The following is a 22,700-nucleotide window of genomic DNA, read 5'->3' as shown; positions in this document are numbered from 1 at the left end:
ATGAATTATGAATTATGAATTATGAATTATGAATTATGAATTATGAATTATGAATGAGATTCTTAAAACCTGATTCGTAATTCTTGGTTCTTGGCTCTTGACTCTTGTATCTCAAACAATGACTTTCGACACATTTTTTCAATTATTAGTTAAGACTTTGTTCTAGTTTTTTCAGGCATTGTAACTTTGCAACATCAAATCTTAAATCTCAGTTCAGAAAATGGTAAATTTTGTTTTGATTGCGGTATGCATTATTGCCGGAATGCTTTTCAAAGCAACAAAATCGATACATCCCGATGCGCACAAAGGCATCAATACTTGGATTTTATATTTAGCGTTACCTGCAGTTTCGTTTAAATATTTACCGAAAGTTCAGTGGTCAACGGAAATGCTTTTTCCAATTTTTTCAACGTTGTTAATTGCAGTAGGAAGTGGTATTTTCATGAAATATTATTGCAAATACAAAGGTTATTCCCGACGTTCGCAGAGCACTTTGGATTTAGCAAGCGGTTACAGTAATACGTCTTTCATCGGTTTTCCATTGATTTCCGCTTTTTATGGAGAAAGTTTGCTGAGTATTGCCATTATTTGCGACCAAACGATGTTTTTGGCATTATCAACTTTAGGAATTATTTCTGCTTTAAAAGGAGGAAGTAAATCTGGAAATATCAGCGCAAAATTTATTCTGAAAAGATTATTTACTTTTCCGCCTTTTCTCGGTTGCATTGGCGCTTTGGTGATTTCTCAATTTGTAGATTTAAGCTTTGCAGAACCGTTTTTCGATAAGTTGGCGGCAACAGTTGGTCCTTTAGCCTTATTTTCCGTTGGACTTCAATTGAAATTTAATGGTTGGAAAAAATTAATGCCTCAGATTTCTACTTCGATGTTGTACAAACTTATTTTAGCTCCAGCGATCGTTTTTGGATTGGCTTTAATTTTCGGAATTAAAGGCGATGTTGCTAAAATCAGTATTTTCGAAGCTGCAATGCCAACTTTAGTAACTTCTAGTATTATCGCAGAACAATTCCGACTCAATACAAAACTCACCAATTTAATTATTGGAATCAGCATTATTATTGGCTTTTTTACCTCGGCGATATGGTATGAGTTGATTGGTTTATTTTTCTAAAACAAAGTCATATTTTTTTTACAACAAAAACTACAAAAGTTTAGTAAAACGCAAAGTAAAACAAAGCAATTTCTAAATTATTTTTTAAATTTTTGTCATGTTATATGCTTAACTTTTATAAAATCTTTTATATTCTTTTGCATTAAGAAAAAATTTTTAACTCTTCTGCTGTGGAAATAAAGTACGATAGCTGTATCTATTAATTAAAAACCTTTGCAGCATTACGTTTATAAAATTCTTTTGTTTCTTTTGCGGTAAAAAATCTCTATTTTTACGCTTTAATTCAGATTTTGCATTACGCCCAAGTTATTTTACCGCTCAATCTTGCAGGTTCTTTTACGTATAAAGTGCCCGATGATTTATTGGACGAAATTCAGCTCGGAATGCGGGTTTTGGTGCAGTTTGGTGGTAAGAAAATTTATACAGGAATTGTTTGGGATTTGCATCAAAATGAACCCGAAACTTTTGTCCCGAAAGATATCATTAATATTCTCGACCAAAAGCCGATTCTTCCCATTCAACAAATTGAGTTTTGGAACTGGCTTTCCGATTATTATCTCTGCAATTTGGGCGAAATTTACCGTTTTGCGTTTCCGTCTTCTTTAAAACTGGAGAGCGAAACTTATCTTAAATTAAAACCTAATGCAGTTGTCGATTTTCAGAATTTGGATGTCAACGAAATGTACTTAATTCAAGCTTTGGAAGTTCGACAATTGATCAATTTGACGGACATTGAAGCTTTTATTCCGAAAAAAGACATTATTAAAACCATCAATTCGCTTATCGATTTGCAATATATTGAGATTGATGAGCAAGTTGCGGAAAAATATCGTGCCAAGGAAGTGGCTTATGTGAGGATAAAAGATGAAGTTTTAAAGAATTTTGAACTCACCGAAATCCTTTCACAGCTGAAAAGAGCGCCAAAACAGAAAGATTTGTTTTTGGCGATTTTGGATAAACAAACCGAAAATCCAGATTCTCTGATAAAAAAATCGGAATTGTTTGATGATGGATTTTTTGCCCATTCGCACATCAAATCTTTAATTGATAAAAATTGGGTTGAAGAATATTTCCTTCAGAAAGATAGAATTGATTACTACGACGGCGATACCGAAGATTTAGAAGAGTTGACTTCTGCCCAAAAACAAGCTTTGGTTTTGGTGGATGAAGCCTTTTCTGAAAACAAAAATGTGCTTTTGCATGGCGTAACTTCTTCGGGGAAAACACATATTTATTTAGAGAAAATTGAAGAATGCATCAACGAAGGTAGAAATGTTTTGTTTTTGCTTCCCGAGATTGCTTTAACCAAGCAAATTACGAAGCGTTTAGAGAAAAAATATGGCAGCGCGCTTGGATTTTATCATCAAAAATTGACCGATTTTGAAAGGGTAGAAGTTTGGCGAAAAGTAAAGAACGACGAACTTAAAATCCTTATCGGAACGCGAAATGCTTTGTTTTTGCCTTATCAAAATTTAGGTTTAATTATTGTCGATGAAGAACACGATTCGGCGTATCGTCCGAGAGAAGTTTCGCCGTTTTTTAATGCTAAAGATGCTGCACAGATTTTAGGTCAAAAATATAATGCTAATGTTATTTTGGGTTCTGCTACACCGTCTGTTGAAAGCTATTTTGCAGCTCGGAAAGACAAATTACAATATGTTTTTTTAGGTGAAAGATTCGGAAAAGTAGATTTGCCGAAGTTTGAACTTATTAATTTTAAAGAAGCTCAAGATTCCAAGAATGTTTCGGGAGATTTTTCGTTTCATTTGTTGGAAAATATCAGACAAAATTTAGAACATAAAAATCAAACCATTGTTCTTCACAACCGCCGTGGTTATGCGAATGTTGTGGAATGTGAGTCTTGCGGTTACGTTAATTATTGTTCAAATTGCGATGTGGTGATGACGTATCATAAATTTTCTAACCAAATGAAATGCCATTATTGCGGTCAACGTGCTTCGAAGCCCAAAACTTGTCCAAAATGTCATTCTGAAAATTTGAATGAAAGAGGCGTTGGCGTAGAGCAAATTCATGAGGAATTGCAAAAACTTTTCCCAGAAGCTGAAGTGGATAGAATGGATGTGGATTCCATGAGAAAGAAATTTGCCTACGAAAAATTATATGAGAAAATTGAAGACCGCGACACTGACATTATCGTTGGGACCCAGATGATTTCCAAAGGTTTGGATTTTGACCACATCGAATTAGTTGCCATACCAAGAGCTGATTCTTTGATGTATGTTCAGGATTTTCGGGCGGAAGAAAGAGCTTATCAATTGATGACTCAGGTTTCTGGGCGTGCTGGTAGGGTTTCTGGGCAAGGAAAAGTATTAATTCAGACTTATAATCCTCAAAATCCCGTTTTTGAATTAATCCAACGAAATAATATTCAAGGGATCTACGACTACTTTTTGACCGAACGCAAAAAATTTCATTATCCGCCATTTACGAAATTGATAATGATAGAACTAAAACATCGCAGAGAAGACAAAGTGGATCGAGCGTCTCAATTTCTAGGTTCAGTCCTAAGAAAATACTTGCCCGAAGATTGCATTTTGGGTCCTGAACCCGCATCTATTGCACGTTTGAACAATATGTTTCAATTTCAAATTCTGCTAAAACTTCCTCGTGGAAAGAATTATTTAATCTTTAAAGACTATATCCGCCAAAGCTTCGAAGAATTCGACGATATTTCTGCTTACAAAAGTATCAAAAAGTTAGTTTACGTTGATTTTTAACAAAGTTTAACAAAGTTTAAAAGCTTTTATAATGTGTAAGGGCATCGACGGAAGCAATAATATATAACTTTACTTCGTTTTTAGAAAGGTTGATTTTATTTGACAAATATAGAATTGTTAAATTTTCAACATTTTCACCTATATGTTTGAGAATGAATAAATTTAAGAAATACATTAGCGTACTTAGTTTAGGTTTTTCGATTAGCATTTTTGCGCAGACATCAGCAGTATCTTCAATTCCTCAATTTTATGAGCAACCAGGTCTTTTGGCGAAAGAGATTTCTCCCGAAAAATCCCTGTTGTCACCTAAAGAGAATATTGAAGTTAACATCAACAGAATGTTTTCGGATCCTGTTCTAAGAACTGCAAATTGGGGATTTGTTGTGTACGATCCTAAAAGCAACAAGATTATTACATCTTACAACGAAACAACCCCCTTAATACCTGCTTCGACGACCAAATTGTTAACCACAGAAACGGCTTATTCTTATTTTGGAGGAAACTTCAGATGGAATACGCAGTTGGAGTTTTCAGGAAACATCGATGAAAATGGTGTGTTAGATGGTAATCTTTATATTATTGGAAGTGGCGATCCTTCTTTTGGAGCTTTGCGCGTAGGTTCTACATCGGCTTCTGGTCTGGTTTCGCAATTTATGAATGCTATTCGCAATAAGGGAATAAAAAGAGTAAATGGCGAGATTATCGTAGAAACTGCCGTTTTCAAAGAAAATAAAACGGATTTGCCAGCTAATATCGTTTGGTTAGACCACAATAACTATTATTTACCTGTTGGGACGACACGAGATATTAATCCAAGAAATGAAAAGTTAATTGTTAAACAAAATAATCCTTTTAACAACGAAAAACGTTACTTCTATGTGTCACCTTACAATAACAAAATGGTATATGCTGACAAATTTGAAGGTGGAGGATTAACAACAAAATTAGCAGATCAACCCACTTCGCTAGCAAATTCTTTAAGAGCATCGATGTTAAAATCTGGCATTGCAGTTCCTGGAAAAGTAACAGCAAGATTTATCGATCCAACGCCTGAACCAAGAGAAATACTTAGCAATTACAGGTCGCCAATGCTTTCGGAGATAGTACATTATACCAACCAACATAGTGATAATGCCTTGTCGGAAGCTTTATTAAAAAGTTTAGGATTTTATGTTTCTGGAGATCAAGTCGCAGAAGCTGGAAAACAAGTCGTCCGTAAGCATCTTGAAGGAAAATCGTTCGATACCAATGGTCTTAACTATGTTGATGGTAGCGGTTATTCTCGCAGCAACCTCGTGACGCCAATTGCTCAGGTTAAATTTTTAACTGGATTGATGAAGGAGCCTTATTATAAAGACTATTTTGAATCTCTGCCTATTGCTGGACAAACTGGGACGCTAAAAAAGATGTTTTTGAATACCTCTAATGGACAAATTTTTGCTAAAACAGGAACTTTAAGTCGTGTTAAAACTCTTGCAGGTTACATAAAAACTAGAAGTGGGAAAACATTGGTTTTCTCACTGTTAATCAATAATTACACGGGGTCTGTTGCCCAAGTCAAAGATAGAATGGAGCAACTTTTGGATCCTACTTTAGATTTGTAACATAATATTTTATAATTTTAATACTCGCAACATTGCGAGTATTTTTTTTATATGAAAACAAAATTTACCATTTTAATTTTATCTATGATTTCGGTTTTGAGTTTAGCTCAAAGCAGAACCGAGCAAGATAAACTGATTGAGAGTGAACGTAAAAAAGCTTCTAAAGCAATGCTTTTTAACGAAAACGAAAATCCAAATACGCTTAATTACGATCTTCGTTACATCCGTATGGAATTGGATCTTGATCCAGCACAACAATTTGTTAAAGGAAAGGTGACGTCGCATTTTAAAATGTTGAATCCATCATCAACTATTTATTTTGATTTGTCGAATAATCTTAATGTGAGTGAAGTTAAATATCACAATCAGAATTTGACTTACCAGCAATTATCAACCAAGGAATTGAAAATTAATTTTCCTACAAGTATTCCTGCTGCAACTTTAGACTCTTTAACGATTTCTTACAGCGGTGTGCCAGATGATTCCGATGATGCTTTTTCATCGCAGATGCAAAATGGAGTCCCAATCTTAGCAACATTATCAGAGCCTTTTGGTGCAAAAGAATGGTGGCCAACTAAGCAAAGTCTTAATGACAAGATTGAAAAAATCGATCTTAAAATTACAACACCGTCTCAATATAATGTCGCGGCAAATGGCGTTTTGCAATCGGAAACTTCTCTCAGTGAAGGGAAAAAATTGACTTATTGGAAAACTAATATCCCAACGCCTGCTTATTTGGTAGCTTTAGGTATTACGAATTATGTCAAACTAAATGATACTTTTGGGACTGGATCGGACGCTTTTCCGTTTGTGAATTACATTTATCCATCTACCAATAACAACCCTTCTGAGATGAGTAATATCCAATGGACTAAAACCTGCATGGCAAAGTTTGAAGAATATTTTGGACCTTATCCTTTCCGAAGCGAAAAATATGGACATATGCAATTCAATGCTGGAGGTGGAATGGAACATACCACGATGAGTAGTATGGGCTCTTTTTCGAAAGGCTTAATTGCACATGAGTTGGCGCATCAATGGTTTGGTGATAAAGTAACTTGTGCCACATGGAATGACATTTGGCTTAACGAAGGTTTTGCAAATTTTGGAGAACATCTTGTCTATGAAAAGTTATTGATGACTTCTAGCAACTTTCAGAATTACCTAAAAAATCAAATTGATTATATATCGATGTATCCTACTGGTAGTGTATATATCCAAGATCCGGAACCAAGTTCGAACAGAATTTTTGATGGAAGATTAACCTACGCAAAAGGAGGTTTTGTCTTAAGAATGTTAAAATGGAAACTTGGAGAGCAAAAGTTTTATAATCTCTTGAAAGCTTATACAACGGCACCGCAATTTGCTAATACTTATGCAAAAACTGCGGACTTCGTTACTTTTGCAAATACTTTTACTGGAGAAAATCTAACAGAATTTTTTAATGATTGGGTATATGGCGAAGGCTATCCAACTTATACAGTGCGTTGGAAGCCTGGTACAACTAATGTAACATTTAAGATTTCCCAAACCCAAAGTCATAACTCTGTTAATTATTATGAGATGCCTTTGCCAGTTAAAGTTGTTGGTGCCAATGGACAATCTATGGATTTGGTGCTTAATAATACATCAAATAATCAGTATTTTACAAATGAAGTTGGATTTCCTGTGACGGCGGTTTATTTTAATCAAGATTTACATATTTTAACCAAGAATTCAACGGTTGTTAAGGACAATTCTTTGGCGGTAGATGATCTTAAAAGCTTAAAAGTTATGGTCTATCCAAATCCTGCAACAACCGAGATTATTATTTCAAATCTTAAAAAAGATACAGGTTACCAAATCTTTAGTATTGATGGGCGTCTTATTAAATCAGGAACTTTAGACTCAAATAAAACGATTAATATTTTAAACCTCGAAAAAGGTGAATACATTCTAAAAACCAACGATGATCAAATCAAATTCTTAAAACATTAATTTTAAAATTAATCCAAACAAAAAGGAGAAACTTACTACAGTTTCTCCTTTTTATATTTAAAAATCCACCCCAAAACCGAGGGCAATTCTGCCACCATCGCTAGATCGGAAATAGCTAGCTTGCACACCAATTTTGTCCAAAGCATTTAGCCAAAGTCCCAGACCAAAGGAATTATGCCATTTGTCGGTAATTTCATTCGAGATCCAAACGCGTCCGTAATCAAAACCTGCAAACAAACCTACATTTATTGGTAAATAAGCATTTTTAATAGTTCCTAAATCGAATCTCAAATCTGTGGTTTGATAAAAACTAGATTTACCGTAAAAACGATCGAATCGAAATCCTCTCAATTTTTGATTGCCGCCCAATGTCGACATTTGGAAGAACTGATAATCGTTGGCTAACAGCCATTTTGCTTCTGCATAAGTGCTAACAATTACTTTTTCGTTGTTGGTGATGTAATGGATAAAACCTAATCCAGTCTCGAAAGTTGGAAGTTTGTTATCCGAGTTTTCAAGGTTTTGACGGTAGCTAAACGCCGCCTTAAATTTCATTCCCAAACTTGGATTCACATTTTTGTTTAAATTTTCAAAATCAAATTTTAAATCGATTCCTGCAAAATGCTGTGTTTTGAAAGCTTGTTCGTCCACAACATTTGGAAGACTAATGCGACGATTGGCTGTTTTTTCAATTTTTATGGTTTCGTAGGCTAAATTTGCGGTAAACCAACTTGCATTTTTTTTCCAGTTAATCGAAGGTTTAACATAAAATTCTTTCGCACGAACACGATAAAAATCTTCGTCAAAAATCTTTTCTTCATTAATTGTTAAATTACCGTTTCCAAAATAATTTCTGATAAATCGGGAACTCGTAAATCCAGTATTTAAGCCATAATACCAATTGCCAACCAATCTTGGGAAAATGCCTTCGTAAGCAATTTCGTAACCTTGAGAACCTGTGAAGTAATTGGTTTTGAGACTGTGTTTTGCAGCAAAAGGATTTCGTTTAAAACCATTTTTAACAAAACTCGTCGTCATGCCCAGGACAATTTCGTCGTCAGGATTGTAACCAAGGTTAGGTGTCGCTGTCCAAAAACTGTATTTAAGGCGTTTGTAATTATATTCGTTAAGGTCATAATCGTCAGTTAATTTTGCTGACGCATTTTTAGAAATCGTATTTTTTTTGGATTTGTAATCATAGATGTTGACACGATTATCTCTTTCGATATTGTAGTTGTCATGGTTAAGACCGCCCAAAAGACGCAGCTTGATAGGATTGCTTTGATCACCTTTTACGACTAAATCATCGTCGTCGCCCAAAGTATAAACCCAAATTTCTGAAGTTTCTTTTTTATTATAAACTTTTTCGAAGGTCAACTCTTTGCCATCTTTTTTATTTCTAAATATTTTTACTTGCGTTTCATGATTTGGAAGACGTGTAATTTCGAATCGATCTTTTTTATTAGTTCCCGTCAAAATAACGGTTTTTCTTAAGGCTTTATAATAATCGGAAGCGTAGGTTGCAAGGTCATTTTTACGAAGTTCAAGATTTTGTTTTATAGATTCGATGTCGGCATTTTGTACTTCTTTTGGTAAATTTTTAAAAGCATCTTCGATAACATTCCTTGTTAAATTAGCTTTAATAAAATCTGCCTCGCGCTTCCAATCTTCTTCGGTTGCATTGTTCGTAAATGCCAAATCTAAAGGGTATGGCTCCATATTAAACCATTTTATATTTTTGATTTTTGGTCCAAAACTCTGCATGTGACGAAGTCCCGGAAAGTTTAAAAACATTTGGGTTGCCAAGCCATCGTACTTAACAAAAGCTTGGTCACGATCTTTAGGAATCGGTGAAATTAAAACCCTGTCGCCAACATTTTTTTGTTCCCATTTCCATTGGTCATAATGTCTGTCCCAATCGCCGATTAACATATCGAAAAGACGTGCACGAATGTAGGCGGATTCGTCCATTTTGTATTTTTCATCCTTAGCCAAAAGTTTAATAACATCTTCTGTACTCAAGACTTTGTTAGGATTTTCTTCGGTCTCGGCAGGTCGAACTTCTAGATAATATAATTCGTTTCCAAAATTTTGATTGTACTTACCAAGTGCATTTTGCTTCGGAACATATACCAAACTAGGATCAGTATGTCTAATCCCGATAGATTCTGCCATTGCGGCGATTGCTAAAGGCGTGTAAGGATTAGACGATGTATAAAAATCCAACAAAAACTGATCAGCAAATCCGTCTGCAAAATCGTCAACGACATAACGATCTTTAAAAGCGACAGATTGCAAGAATCTTACGCCACTTTTATGAAGCGCTCGGATGACATATTCTCCTTTCGGGGTGTCCAATCGCAGAGAGTTGGTCTGATGGCCGCCACCAGCTCTCGTTGCCTTTGCGCCACCGTAAAGTGTGTCCAAATCCAAGGTCGGAACCGAAACTTGTGTGCCATACATCTCACGGTAGTTGTTACCCCAAAGCATTTTATAGAATCCAGACTTTTTGGTGTCTTTTTGATTGTAAATACTTGTGGTCGTCGTTGCGGGAAAGTCTTTTGGATAATCGGTTTTGGTATAATTATCACCTTTTAAAACGGTATGCCTAAAAAGCAATTTTTCTTGTTCGTTTTCTCTTCCAAAATAGTCAACGAAAGCTTCTCCTTTTTTTGAAATTTTTAAAACGGCATAACCATTTTGTCCGTAAGAAAAATCATTTGGAAAAATAGCTGCAGCAGCTTCCGATTTAGATCCCGCGCCGCTGATGATTTGGCGGATGTTGCCTTGTTCGATGTATTGTAGATTATGATCGTGACCAGAAACAAGGATCACATTTTCTTTATCAGCAATTAAAGTTTTGATTCGGGCTGCTAATTTTCTATAATTAGGATTTGATAAATCTTGGTGTGTGATACCGCCAGTGGCTCTCATTAGATTAATTGCGGTTGCTAAGATTGGCAGCGGAATTTTGTTCTCTAAAGGGAATAATTGCTTTTCCATCGAGTAATAACCGCCATGCGAGCCGTGGTCAATTAATGGATGATGGACAGCTACGATAATTGTTTTGTTTTGGTTTTTTGAAATTTGACTTTCAAACTCTGTGAAAAAATCTTCTCTCGTTTTGATGTCGCATTTTTCATTAATGCCTGGGTTTTTGTCCCAATTTGCTAGAAACCATTCGGAGTCGATCGTTATTAACGCAATGTCTTTTCCTATTTTTTGAGTTTCGATGGCGCAAGAATTTTTTGGAGAAAAAGCTTTTTTGTCATTTAGTTTTTCAATGACGTAATCTTGCTCTTCTTTTAATCCAATAATACCGTTGCTGTACCAATCGTGATTGCCAGGCACAAAAATACTTTGACCTTTGAATTTATTTGCTAATGCGATTTGGTCGTCGAGTTTTTCTTCTGCAAGTTTTCGGTCTTTGGAGTCTTTGTTAGGAAGTCCGCGTGGATAGATGTTATCACCAAGGAATAATAGGGTGCTATTTTGGTCAGCGGAGTCAAGTTTTGATTTTAATTGATTTAGAATTTTCTTTGCATGATTTTGATCGGCATTACCAGCGTCGCCTACCAGATAAAAAGTGTGGGCAATATCTTCATCTTTTACACGTTCTGTAGTCTGGAAGTTTTTGATGTTTTTACCATATTGCGCTTTTTCGGTAGCACAGGAAATGCTTATAATTGCCAGAGCAGAAAGCATGGTATATTTTTCAGCAAATATTTTCATAAATTTGAATCAAACATTTTATAAATGAACATCGTTCACAAAGCGGAGCACTACGTTATTCAACTTTTCAAAGATAAGCTTTCTCCAGTTTATTCTTTTCATAATCTTGAGCATACCAAAAGAGTGGTTGCCGCAGCAGAATTTTTAGCTAAACAAGAGCATATTAACGAAAAAGACAGGGAGATTTTGACGTTGGCAGCATGGTTTCATGATGTTGGTTATTGTCAAGCTTGTACAGTTCATGAGAATGTTGGTATGCAAGAAGCAGAAGTTTTTTTAAAACAAGAAAATATTTCGCAAGAAGAAATTGATGCGGTTAAACAATTAATCCATGCAACATCGGCGGAGTATCAACCGCAAAATTTGTTAGAAAAAATTATGAAAGATGCCGATTGCTCACACATTGGATCGGAAGACTTTTTTAGTATTACAGAAACGCTACGCCAAGAATGCAAGCAAGTTTATCAAAAGAAAATCAGCAAGTTGGATTGGGCAAATACGAATTTGCAGTTTTTGACGCAACATCATCGTTTCTACACCGATTATGCCCAAAAAAATTGGGAAGAGACTAAAACTGAAAATGTAGAAAAAACTTTGGAGCTAATTGCTAACCTCATTAAAGATAAAGAAAAATCGAAAAATACAGAGCACGAAAAGGCATTGCTTAATAAGAAAAAACTTGAAAAATTGGACTCACCAGAACGTGGTATAGAAACGATGTTCCGTGTGACAATGAATAATCATACACGCCTAAGCCAAATTGCCGATACCAAAGCTAATATTTTGTTATCGGTTAATGCGATTATTATTTCGGTGGCGTTATCGACGATTATTCCGAAACTTGATTCGCCAAAAAATGCGCATTTGGTGATTCCGACTTTTGTGATGATTGCCTTTAGTGTAGCCACTATTATTATGGCAATTATGTCGACGCGTCCAAAGATATCAAGCGGAACTTTCACTAGAAAAGAAATAGAGGAACGAAAAGTGAATCTTCTGTTTTTCGGGAATTTCCACAAAATGCCTATTGACGAATATATGTGGGCGATGAAGGAGATGATGAAGGATCGGACTTATCTGTATGATAGTCTCGTTAAAGATTTGTACTATCTTGGCATTGTCCTGAATCGAAAATACAAATTGTTGCGAACAACTTATACTATTTTTACAGTTGGGATTTTGGTTTCTGTGCTTACATTTTATTTGGCTTTCCGAGAAGTTATTTAAGAAAAAAAAAGCTTGAGAATTTTCTACAAGCTTTTTTTATAGTCGTTTTGTTGTCGAATAAAATTAAATTTCGGGATAAAATTCGTATTGCATTGGCTTTGGATCGTAATTGATCCCAACTCTTATCGCTTGTAGACCTGCGATACCTTGTAGATCTTCGATGTCTACAATTTCAATATTGTCTTCTAGATGACCTTCGTTTTGAAGGATTTTGATAAATCTAAGATAATCGTATTTTTCGGTTTCTTGAGAGAAAACAACACTCAGTTTTCCCGTTTGTACAAGACGTTCTGTTGTATTTTTAATTAAAGATTTATCGATACGTTTTTTAATCATTTCGTAACGTGCATTGTAACTCCCGTCGACATCAAAACGTTTCTCATCCATTCGGAATCTTATGCTAATTGGCGCACTGTAGACCAGAATAAGAGATGTGATGTCTAACTTCATAGGAAGTTTTTTGGTCAGCTCTCGAAACTTGATTTCGCTTTCGGTCATCACGCGAAGCTGCCAAAGTCTCAAATTTTTAAGATATACGTTGTCAAAACTCAGCCAAGGCGCGATGCTTGGGCCCATGTAGAAGTTATGCTCGACACCATCCGTTTTGAAACGTTCATAATAGAATGGGAAGCGTTTCTGCTGTTCGTCTTGGCGTTTGTCTAGTAGATTGCTGAGCTCTTTATTAATCATTGAAATGCTGTCGTCAAACTGTTTTCGGTAATGATAAATAAGTGGCGAATTTTTTTCTAATTGTTTATAGTAGGTCGTTATTTCTTGGTTATTGCTAAGACTTTCGAACTTTAATCGGTTAAGTGTCGGGTAGATTTGCTCCTGCAAAAAAGATTGGATTTCGCTTTCAGTATTGGCTTTCAGACCAAATTTTAATTCATTCTTTTTTGAAGTGAGTTTATCAAAAATTGGTTGAAGATCTTCGGAAGATGTTAAAGTTGCTAATAGGTTGTTGAGGATATCAAGATTGTTTTTAATATCCTTTACAATTGCTTGGTTTCGTTCGTTACTAGAATTTTTAACATCCGATTGTCCGTAGAAAGGGATTAAATTATCAAACGTAATACTTTTGTAGGGCGATTTATCACCATGTTCGTTAGCGATATTAATGTGCTTCATCGCTTCATCGTGGAATTTCCAGTAGACACTTGGGTGTATCGCCGTATATTCTTGTTGTATCAACGCAACAACGTGGTTTTCGAGATTTTCGTAGAGTTGGTTAATTGTGTCTTCTATATAGATAATAACGCTGTCCATTTTGTTAGCATTAATGCTGTTAAGCACTTTTTTAGAAGAGGTCAGCTCCATAATACCAAGAAGTTTTCCATCTTTATAAAGTGGTGCAAAAATGGCGCTTTTTATTCCTAAATTTTTAAAAGTCGAAACTATGAAAGCATCGGTTTTTTGAAGTTCTACTTTGTCAATATCCGAAATACTAAAATATCTACGTTGGTCTTTAGCATTTTGTAACAAAGCTTCGTGCACTTTGTCTGACAAAAATTGTTTCGGAATTGTTGATAGAATTTTACTCTCGATAACTGTATTAATAGGCGTTATCTCAAATTTATTTTCTTTATAATTAATAGCGGTATAACCAATTTCTAAATCAGAAAGTCGGAATATTGATCGGAAAATATTCGTAATGTCAGATTTGATGTTGCGATAATCATCTTTAGCTTGTATCAACTGACTTTTGAGGTTAGAAACTGCGATTTCTGAAGTGGCATCGTACATCGACACAATCCCAAAACCTGTGAGCTCCCAAGAGCTTGGCGGGAATTTTTCTTTCCAAAGATCAATGTTATCGAAGTTATCGACCAGTTCTTCAATTTCTTCTTGTGTTAAAATTTTTGAAGTTTCGGTTGTTTTTATTTCGATAAAGTCCGCATTGGTTAAGATTCGATAATGGTTGAGATAACCGTCTTTATTTGGAATATCATATATAAAAGGAAAATCAATTTTTACAGGTGTGCCAAAATAAAAATCCAAAATCACACAACAACTTAAGACATAAAATTGTGCTGCCGTGAAGCCGCTAATTTGTAAATAAAACTCTTCACCAGCATTTTCAATGATTTTCTGAAAACGCTTTGTCGGGTTATATATGAAATTAGCAAACGGAATTCCGACAGCTTTTATCTCATTGTTAGTCAATAATGGAGGGAAAAGCTCACTTAGTAGTTGCTTGTAAAAATAATCATTCTCACTTAGCAGTCTATCGGATAAGGCAAGTCCAAGATTCGGATTTTTTTCAAGTTCGTTAAGTAGATACTCATGTCGCTCTGCATACAATTTATCAACTTCAGCCAAGGACTTTATTTCATCAATTAAAGTTTTAAAAGTAAAAGTAATCTTAAAAGGAGAATCAAAAGGTTGGTTAAACGTCATACGCTCACAAGTTTGTATTTGCAAAGATACATAATATCAAGACTCTATATTTTAAAATTAATATGATTTTAATATTCGAAATCGATACTACAAGTAGATGTGCTCTATATGAAAAGCCTTATCTTTGCACCGAAAATTAATTTAATTTGAAAGATATTCGTACGTTAACTCTCGACCAATTAAAAGACTATTTCGAAAGTATTGGTGAGAAGGCATTTCGCGCCAAACAAGTCTATGATTGGCTTTGGAGTAAAAACCAACACTCGTTTGAAGATATGACCAATCTCTCAAAAAATTTGAGAGAAAACTTGATGCGTGATTTTTTTATCAATCCGATTGCTGTTGATCTTTTACAAAAATCAAAAGATGGAACCATCAAAAATGGTGTTAAACTTCATGACGGATTAATGGTGGAATCGGTTTTAATACCAACCGAAACTCGTACGACAGCTTGCGTTTCTTCACAAGTGGGATGTTCTCTTAACTGTGAGTTTTGTGCAACGGCGAAGCTTAAACGAATGCGAAATCTGGAAGTTGCCGAGATTGTCGATCAAGTTGCATTAATTGATAGTCAAAGTAAAACATACTTCGATCGTCCGCTTTCCAATATCGTATTTATGGGAATGGGCGAGCCAATGATGAATTATAAAAACGTTGTTGAAGCTATCCGAAAAATTACGAAACCCGAAGGTTTGGGGATGTCTGCAAGACGCATTACAGTGTCAACTTCTGGAATTCCTAAAATGATAAAAATGTTGGCTGATGAAGGCCTTCGTGTCAAGTTGGCTTTGTCATTACATTCCGCAGTTGAGAAGACCAGAAACGAGATTATGCCGTTTTCGGATAAGTTTCCGTTGACAGATATTATGGAAGCTATGCAATATTGGTATCAAAAAACTGGATCGGTTATCACGTTTGAATATTGCGTTTGGAAAGGCATTAATGACAAAGATGAAGATATCCGAGCTTTGATAAAATATGCCAAACAAGTACCGTCAAAAGTTAATTTGATACAATATAATCCAATTGGCGAAGGTAAGTTCGATCATCGAAGTATAGAAGCAGAAGAACGTTATGTTCGTGAGTTGGAGAAAGCTGGCGTTACAGTGATGGTCAGAAAAAGTCGTGGCGGTGATATTGATGCAGCGTGTGGACAATTAGCAAATAAAACAGCAGAATAATATAGATATAAATTTATTTTAATATGGATTTTGTATTTGGAGAAAATGCTTTAGAAAGTGTGTACGCATGGTCAATCCCGTTGCATGCATCAGTTATTTTGGCAGAAATGATATACAGCAGTGTAGCACAAGCCAATTTGTACAGTCGTAAAGATTTGTTTACAAATATCTATCTCGCTTTAATGAATTTTAGCCTTGACTTGATAATGAAGGCTTTCGCGATGGGCGTGATGTTTTTCTTTTATAGTTTCCGCATTTTTGATTTCGATATGGGGACTTGGTATTATTGGGTGTTTTGCTTTATGGCAACCGATTTAGCTTATTATTTCCATCATTTGGTCGATCACAAATCAAGAGCATTTTGGGCGGTGCATATCACGCACCACAACTCGGAATATTTCAATTTAACAACAGGATTTAGAAGTCCAGTTTTCCAGCCATTATACCGTTATTTATTCTTTTCGCCATTGGCGTTCTTAGGATTAAATCCTTGGTCAATTATGGTTTGCTACGCCGTTGGTCAAGTCTACGGAACTTGGGTGCATACGCAGACGGTTAAGAAGATGGGATTCTTAGAATATATTCTGGTAACGCCATCACATCACCGTGTTCACCATGGTTGTAACATCAAATATTTGGACAAAAATATGGGAATGGTGTTTATCTTTTGGGATAAAATTTTTGGAACATTCGAGCCTGAAGATCCAAAAGTTCCAGTAAAATTCGGGATCTATCCAAAAATGCCAGATGATGGACCTTTGACGACTTTGTTGTACGAATGGCGAAAAATCGGAAAAGATCTTCGTCAACCGAATTTGACTATTAAAGACCGTTTCAATTATATTTTTAATTCTCCGGGTTGGCGCCATGACGGAAAAGGAAAAACCGTTAGCGATTATCAACGCGAATATTGGGCTAAAAAAAAGGCGCAAGCTAAAGCTAAAGAATCGCAGAAAGAGGAAACAAAAATTGCTTAGTTCACTATGAAATTTAAAATTTTATTAATCTTTATTTTTTGTGTGAATCTTGGATTTGCGCAACAAGCTGAGATTTTTAAAATTAAAAATTATCAAGTCGCTGAGCTTTCGGATTCGTTGAAAGAAAGCTCAGGGTTGGGTTTTATTGGTGAAAAACTTATAAGTTTTAATGATAGTGGCAATGCTGGAGATTTATTTTTACTATATCCAAAAACTGGAAAAATCACAGATTATATTCCGACGCATCTTAATAACCGCGATTGGGAAGCTATTACAAAAGATTCAGCGAATCTATACGTTGCGGATTTCGGAAATAATGACGGAACCAGAAAAGATTTAATAATATATAAAATTCCTTTTTCTGGGGAGATTTTCAAAGTTGATTCAACACAAGTTATTTCTTATTTTTATCCAGATCAAAAAAATTTTACTTCTAAAAATCTAAACACAGATTACGATGCAGAAGCTGTTATTTTTTACATGGATAAACTCCAAATTTTTACGAAAGAGTGGGCGAGTAGAAGTGTAACACGTTATGAAGTTGATCCTAATGTTTTTGAACAACAACCTGCAAAAAAGCTAGAGTCTTATGATACAGGATTTGTTGTGACAGATGCTTCTTATTTTGATAAAAAACTGTATGTTGTAGGTTATACGAAGATGACTCAAGTCTATTTAATGATTTTTGAAGAATCAAAAGATGGCTTTTTCTTTTCCAAAAAAGGGAAGAAGTACCATTTAGGAAGTGCTTTGTCCGTTGGACAGATTGAAGGAATTGCTGTTAACCACGATGGAATCTATGTTTCTAGTGAACTTTTCAAAACACCTTTAGGAACTGTGAAGCCACGATTGTATTTTATCCCAACTGAAAAATTAAAATAACGAAATTTCGTTTCTCGCAAAGAAAAATTTATCTTTGCGTATTACCTAATAATTCTTGCTTTGGCTAATATTGTAGAAGAAATCAAACGTCCGATAAGTACCGAGATGAAACTTTTTGAACAAAAGTTTTATGAATCGATGAAGAGTAATGTGTCTTTGTTGGATAAAGTGACTCGTTTTATCGTGACAACAAAAGGGAAGCAGATGCGTCCGATGTTTGTGTTTCTTTGTGCAAAATTAGTTGGTGACGTTAACGAGAAAACCTATCGTGGCGCATCGATGATCGAGTTAATCCACACCGCGACTTTGGTACATGATGATGTTGTTGATGAGAGTTTTAAAAGAAGAAATTTCTTCTCGATTAATGCGCTTTGGAAGAATAAAATTGCTGTTCTTGTAGGCGATTATTTGTTGTCAAAATCGGTTCTATTATCTACGGATAATAAAGATTTTGACCTGCTTTCTATTATTTCTCGCACGATTCGCGAAATGGCAGAAGGAGAATTGCTTCAACTAGAAAAAGCTAGAAAACTAGACATCACCGAAGATGTCTATTATGAGATTATTCGTCAAAAAACAGCCACTTTAATTGCGGCTTGCTGCGAAGTTGGCGTTTTGTCTAATGATGCAGATGAAGTTCTAGCAAAAAAAATGAAAGACTTCGGAACTTACACTGGGATGGCGTTTCAGATTAAAGATGATTTGTTCGATTATACCAGTAGTAATATCATCGGAAAACCTGTAGGTATCGATATTAAAGAGCAAAAGATGACTTTGCCTTTAATACATGCACTCAAAACTTCAAAACCAGAAAATTACAAAAAGTATTTTAACACGATAAAGCGTTACAACAACGATCCTAAAAAAGTTCGTGAGTTGGTCGATTATGTAAAAACTTCTGGCGGGTTGGATTACGCCATCAAAGTCATGAAAGATTATCAACAAAAAGCTTTAGATATTCTTTCCGAATTTCCTGATTCTGAAGCTAAAAAATCATTAGAATTAATGCTGGATTATGTGATAAGCAGAAAGTTATAAATTTATTGGTTTTAAAGAATAAAAAGTCTTCAGTTTGGGAAACTTTTGCTTTCATTATCGATTTCGTAATTTTGAAATATGAATAACAATTCGCCTTTAGCAGAAATTTTACGTCCTAAAAATCTTGAAGAAGTTGTTGGTCAAGAACACTTGACTGGTCCCAAAGGTCCTATACGTCGTATGTTGGAGAATGATACCATTAACTCACTTATTTTTTGGGGACCTCCAGGAACTGGCAAAACGACTTTGGCGGAAATTATTTCTGAACAATCAAAAAGAAAATTTTATAAGCTAAGTGCGGTGACCTCTGGGGTCAAAGATGTTCGCGATGTTATTGACGATGCTAAGAAACAAAATCTTTTTTCTGGAAAATCGCCGATTTTATTCATTGATGAGATTCACCGATTTAATAAATCTCAACAAGATTCTTTGTTACACGCTGTCGAAAAAGGTTGGATAGTTTTGATCGGTGCCACGACCGAAAATCCTAGTTTCGAAGTGGTTTCGGCACTTTTATCGCGAAGTCAAGTTTATGTTCTTAAATCTTTGACGTTTGAAAAGTTGGAAGAACTCGCAGATACAAGTCTTCAAAAATACAATGAACTCAATAAAACTGAGTTTGTCCTCGATGATAAAGCGGCTTTTATACAATATTCTGGTGGTGATGCCCGCAAATTAATTAACTCGATTGAATTGGTTCTTAATCAGTTTAAAAATTCAAAAATTACGCACATCACCAATGATGAGGTTTTGTCGGTTTTACAAGAAAACATGGCGCTTTATGACAAAAATGGAGAGCAACATTATGATATAATTTCGGCTTTCATTAAGTCGATTCGTGGGAGCGATCCGAATGCGGCGGTCTATTGGTTGGCGAGGATGTTGGTTGGTGGCGAAGATATTAAATTCATAGCGCGTCGATTGGTAATTTTGGCGTCCGAAGATATTGGTCTTGCGAATCCAAATGCCTTGGTGGTGGCGAATAATTGTTTCCAAGCGATTAATGTTATTGGAAATCCTGAAGCACGAATTATCCTTAGCGAAACGGCAATTTATCTGGCGGTTTCCCCAAAAAGTAATTCGGCGTATATGGCGATTAATGAAGCGATGGCTTTGGTCAAAAAAACTGGAAATCTTGCGGTGCCATTACACCTTAGAAATGCTCCAACCAAATTGATGAAGGATATGAATTACGGAAAAGACTATCAATACGCCCATTCTCACGAAGGTAATTTTGTGGATCAAGAGTTTTTGCCGGAAGATATTTCGGGATTGCAATTTTATCAACCTGGACAAAATTCAACTGAGCAAAAAATTAAAGATCAGCTCAATAAAAAGTGGGGAAGTCGCTACACCTAGCTTTTAGATTTTTTTAAATATAAATAAACGCTTCATCTATAGTAGTTTTAAAATTATTATAAATGAAGCATTTTCCGTTTTTAATTAAATCATTTCTTAAGCTTCATTATTCTCATTTTTATGGTTTTCTGTTTTGGTTTCCACCATTTTAGAAATGATTTTTTTAAGCCTTTGGAATAAGAACGAACTTAATAACAACAATACGCCAAGTAGGATAAATGCGACAATTCTTGATACGTTATCTAACTGCCACACATCATACAGATATAGTTTTGCAATCGTGATGCCTATCAATACAAAACCAATTTTGTTGATTTCAGACTTTGATTTTTGTAATCCATAATAGATAAAACTTGCTGCTAAAACTGTCCAAATAATTGGTAAATAAAGTACGATAAAATGACTTTGTAGCCACGCATAATTTTTGAGGTGATTCAGTTTTAGTAAAATATAAATATGGTAAAATTCAAAACTTATCAAATACACTAATACTAAACCTATTGCCCAATACGCTAATTTTTCGCTCATGAAATTCGTTTTAGGAATAATACCAATTAAACAATGTAAAACAGGAATCCAATACAATAGATAGACTAGATAAAAAATTTTGCTGACCTCGTATTTAAAAATACTGTAATTAATATCTGTCACCGAAACATGGATGAGTGCAAACAAAAATAAAAGGCCAATTAAAATGTTGACAAATGCTGGTTGAAAGTTGAGTTTTTGTCGTAAAACTAACATGACGAACAAATAATAAATCGTGTAAACAAGGATAATACAATAGATGAATGTGTCCGACTGATTTTGGATGTGATACCAAATCTCAAACGAAATCGAAAAATAAATGACAATATAACTTAGTCCCGCAAAAAATTTCACATATTGAAATCTGCTTTTTTTAAGAACATCTTCGCTAAGGTTTTTAATGTAAAATAAATTGAACAAAAACGACGCAATGACAACCAGGCTTGTCAGAAAAATTGGATTGAAAGCTATCGCTAATCGTGTTTCTGAAAAATAATTGCTCCACGTATAGATTTGCGAAACAATCAATATAGGAAATAAAATATTAAAATATTGTTTGAAAATTTTTTGTCCCGTTTTTTTCCAGATAAATAAAAGTAAACTCGCCTCGATCGCCCAAATTATCGTCACAAAATAAGTCTCTAATTCTAGGGCGACAGCTATTGTAACAAGACTTATGGCGATGCTGTTAAATATTGCAAAATTCAAATTTTTAGAAGTCGTTTTCTTATCTCTAAAAATCAGTAATGCGTTAATGATTGCAAAACCAATTGGAAGTAGACTAAATCCTTTAATATTCTCGCTCCACAGCACATAGACTCCTCCTAAGACAGCAAAAATATTGATGAAAATTAAAAGTAATATTTCGGCAGTAGAAATAATTTTTGTTTTAAAATAATTTTGTAACGCAAAAGCATAAAATATCAAATACGATAATATAATAAAATAAAAGATCTTCGTACTTGGCGCGTCAATTATCCACGTTAAAAAATAAATGGAAGTGAAGGAAAAGGCGAGCCAGCCCAGACTTTTCCAATTTCTAAGGAAAGCAATAACAAGCATTCCGATGTTGAGAATACTTAAGTAACTGAATAAAAATAGATAATTACTTTGTCCAGTACTAACTAAAATCGGTGCTAAAAAACCGCCAATTAATGCGACTGTATTTAAGACTTCACTTTTATAAAAATTAGCAAGAACAACAGAAGCTAGCGTGATGACTGCCAATATCCCAAATGCGACATTTTGCGAAAACATGCCATATTCTTGAAAAGCAATTGTGATTGTCAAATAAAAAACGCTGATGCCACCACCTGTAATAATTGATCCGAAATTTGAATAATTTTTTCTGAGCCAATGCCCGATGCCTAAAAGGATTCCGCCAGTTATCATCCCGATAGCAACGCGTCCCGATTCACCAATCCAATTGCGATCGATAGCATATTTTACAAAATAACCGATACCTAAAACTAATGTAAAAATACCAATAACACTTAATGCATTTTGTTTTAAAAATGACATGAGTTGCTCTAGTTTTCCTTCAAAAACATTGGGCTTTTTTGGAATTATTTTCTCCTCAAGACTAGGTTTAGGAGGTTCAGGTTTAACAACAAACTCTGGTTGTAAAGTTGTTGTTTGGGTTTCGATTGGTTGTTGCTCTGGCTTTACTTCCTGAGGAATAACGCGTTTTTCAAAAGGAAGATTGAGGTTCGCATTTTGACCTTTTAGTTGCGAAACTTCTTCTTCAAGCTCTTTTATTCGTCCATTAAAATGGTAATAAATCCAAATTACGATGATGATAAAAAATAGGAGTAATAATTCCATTTGTTTTAATATTACTCAAATATATCAATTTTCGTTAAAGTAGATTTTGTATTAAGAACAAAGAACAAAGACCAAAGAACAAAGAACAAAGAACCAAGAATAAAGAA

The 22,700-nt window shown here is 34.8% G+C and carries 13 protein-coding genes; 10 read left to right on the top strand and 3 right to left on the bottom strand.

Annotated elements, in window-relative coordinates:
* Window positions 1-220 precede the first annotated feature (220 nt).
* The 4 genes from RT037_RS08295 to RT037_RS08280 all read left to right on the top strand — a co-directional run bounded on the left by RT037_RS08295 (window position 221) and on the right by RT037_RS08280 (window position 7,448).
* Window positions 221-1,129, top strand: coding sequence for an AEC family transporter (locus RT037_RS08295; RefSeq protein WP_312324231.1), 909 nt, complete (start codon window positions 221-223; stop codon window positions 1,127-1,129).
* Between the two features lie 290 nt (window positions 1,130-1,419).
* Window positions 1,420-3,867, top strand: a complete 2,448-nt coding sequence (priA, locus tag RT037_RS08290) for a primosomal protein N' (protein WP_313029885.1) — start codon at window positions 1,420-1,422, stop codon at window positions 3,865-3,867.
* Window positions 3,868-4,019: 152 nt separating this feature from the next.
* Window positions 4,020-5,471 carry a D-alanyl-D-alanine carboxypeptidase/D-alanyl-D-alanine-endopeptidase gene (gene dacB, locus RT037_RS08285; RefSeq protein WP_313029882.1) on the top strand — a complete coding sequence of 484 codons (1,452 nt, stop codon included), beginning with the start codon at window positions 4,020-4,022 and terminating at the stop codon, window positions 5,469-5,471.
* Window positions 5,472-5,522: 51 nt separating this feature from the next.
* Window positions 5,523-7,448 carry a M1 family aminopeptidase gene (locus RT037_RS08280; protein WP_313029880.1) on the top strand — a complete coding sequence of 642 codons (1,926 nt, stop codon included), beginning with the start codon at window positions 5,523-5,525 and terminating at the stop codon, window positions 7,446-7,448.
* 57 nt (window positions 7,449-7,505) lie between these two features.
* Here the strand turns inward: RT037_RS08280 and RT037_RS08275 are convergent, their stop codons facing one another.
* A complete protein-coding gene (locus tag RT037_RS08275; protein ID WP_313029878.1) occupies window positions 7,506-11,180 on the bottom strand; it encodes a metallophosphoesterase in 3,675 nt (1,224 codons plus the stop codon).
* Between the two features lie 24 nt (window positions 11,181-11,204).
* Between RT037_RS08275 and RT037_RS08270 the strand changes: the two genes are divergently transcribed.
* Entirely contained in the window at window positions 11,205-12,407 is a 1,203-nt protein-coding gene (locus tag RT037_RS08270) for a Pycsar system effector family protein (protein WP_313029876.1), read from the top strand.
* 63 nt (window positions 12,408-12,470) lie between these two features.
* Here the strand turns inward: RT037_RS08270 and RT037_RS08265 are convergent, their stop codons facing one another.
* A complete protein-coding gene (locus RT037_RS08265) occupies window positions 12,471-14,804 on the bottom strand; it encodes a GAF domain-containing protein (protein ID WP_313029872.1) in 2,334 nt (777 codons plus the stop codon).
* A 146-nt stretch (window positions 14,805-14,950) separates the two neighbouring features.
* Between RT037_RS08265 and rlmN the strand changes: the two genes are divergently transcribed.
* The 5 genes from rlmN (at window position 14,951) to RT037_RS08240 (ending at window position 20,241) form a co-directional block, all read left to right on the top strand.
* Window positions 14,951-15,985: a 23S rRNA (adenine(2503)-C(2))-methyltransferase RlmN gene (gene rlmN / locus RT037_RS08260; protein WP_313029870.1), complete on the top strand. Its 1,035-nt coding sequence runs from the start codon at window positions 14,951-14,953 to the stop codon at window positions 15,983-15,985.
* A 23-nt stretch (window positions 15,986-16,008) separates the two neighbouring features.
* Complete coding sequence (locus RT037_RS08255; protein WP_313029867.1) at window positions 16,009-16,962, top strand: sterol desaturase family protein; 954 nt, start codon at window positions 16,009-16,011, stop codon at window positions 16,960-16,962.
* A 6-nt stretch (window positions 16,963-16,968) separates the two neighbouring features.
* Window positions 16,969-17,844 (top strand): hypothetical protein, encoded by an 876-nt coding sequence (locus RT037_RS08250; RefSeq protein ID WP_313029866.1) that lies wholly within the window; start codon window positions 16,969-16,971, stop codon window positions 17,842-17,844.
* A gap of 60 nt (window positions 17,845-17,904) precedes the next feature.
* Complete coding sequence (locus RT037_RS08245) at window positions 17,905-18,882, top strand: polyprenyl synthetase family protein (protein WP_313029865.1); 978 nt, start codon at window positions 17,905-17,907, stop codon at window positions 18,880-18,882.
* Window positions 18,883-18,960: 78 nt separating this feature from the next.
* Window positions 18,961-20,241, top strand: a complete 1,281-nt coding sequence (locus RT037_RS08240) for a replication-associated recombination protein A (protein ID WP_313029863.1) — start codon at window positions 18,961-18,963, stop codon at window positions 20,239-20,241.
* Between the two features lie 96 nt (window positions 20,242-20,337).
* Here the strand turns inward: RT037_RS08240 and RT037_RS08235 are convergent, their stop codons facing one another.
* Window positions 20,338-22,593 (bottom strand): DUF2339 domain-containing protein, encoded by a 2,256-nt coding sequence (locus tag RT037_RS08235; RefSeq protein ID WP_313029861.1) that lies wholly within the window; start codon window positions 22,591-22,593, stop codon window positions 20,338-20,340.
* Window positions 22,594-22,700 lie beyond the last annotated feature (107 nt).

This window comes from Soonwooa sp. (assembly GCF_032062245.1).
Lineage (GTDB): Bacteria > Bacteroidota > Bacteroidia > Flavobacteriales > Weeksellaceae > Soonwooa.
Note: the sequence above shows the minus strand (reverse complement) of the source record. Positions and strands in the feature narration are given on the sequence as shown.

Coding starts and splice junctions, on each gene's coding strand:
- RT037_RS08295 (WP_312324231.1), top strand. CDS start 221: ATGGTAAATTTTGTTTTGATTGCGGTATGCATTATTGCCGGAATGCTT.
- RT037_RS08235 (WP_313029861.1), bottom strand. CDS start 22,593: ATGGAATTATTACTCCTATTTTTTATCATCATCGTAATTTGGATTTAT.
- RT037_RS08255 (WP_313029867.1), top strand. CDS start 16,009: ATGGATTTTGTATTTGGAGAAAATGCTTTAGAAAGTGTGTACGCATGG.
- dacB (WP_313029882.1), top strand. CDS start 4,020: ATGAATAAATTTAAGAAATACATTAGCGTACTTAGTTTAGGTTTTTCG.
- RT037_RS08280 (WP_313029880.1), top strand. CDS start 5,523: ATGAAAACAAAATTTACCATTTTAATTTTATCTATGATTTCGGTTTTG.
- RT037_RS08275 (WP_313029878.1), bottom strand. CDS start 11,180: ATGAAAATATTTGCTGAAAAATATACCATGCTTTCTGCTCTGGCAATT.
- RT037_RS08240 (WP_313029863.1), top strand. CDS start 18,961: ATGAATAACAATTCGCCTTTAGCAGAAATTTTACGTCCTAAAAATCTT.
- RT037_RS08270 (WP_313029876.1), top strand. CDS start 11,205: ATGAACATCGTTCACAAAGCGGAGCACTACGTTATTCAACTTTTCAAA.
- RT037_RS08265 (WP_313029872.1), bottom strand. CDS start 14,804: ATGACGTTTAACCAACCTTTTGATTCTCCTTTTAAGATTACTTTTACT.
- RT037_RS08250 (WP_313029866.1), top strand. CDS start 16,969: ATGAAATTTAAAATTTTATTAATCTTTATTTTTTGTGTGAATCTTGGA.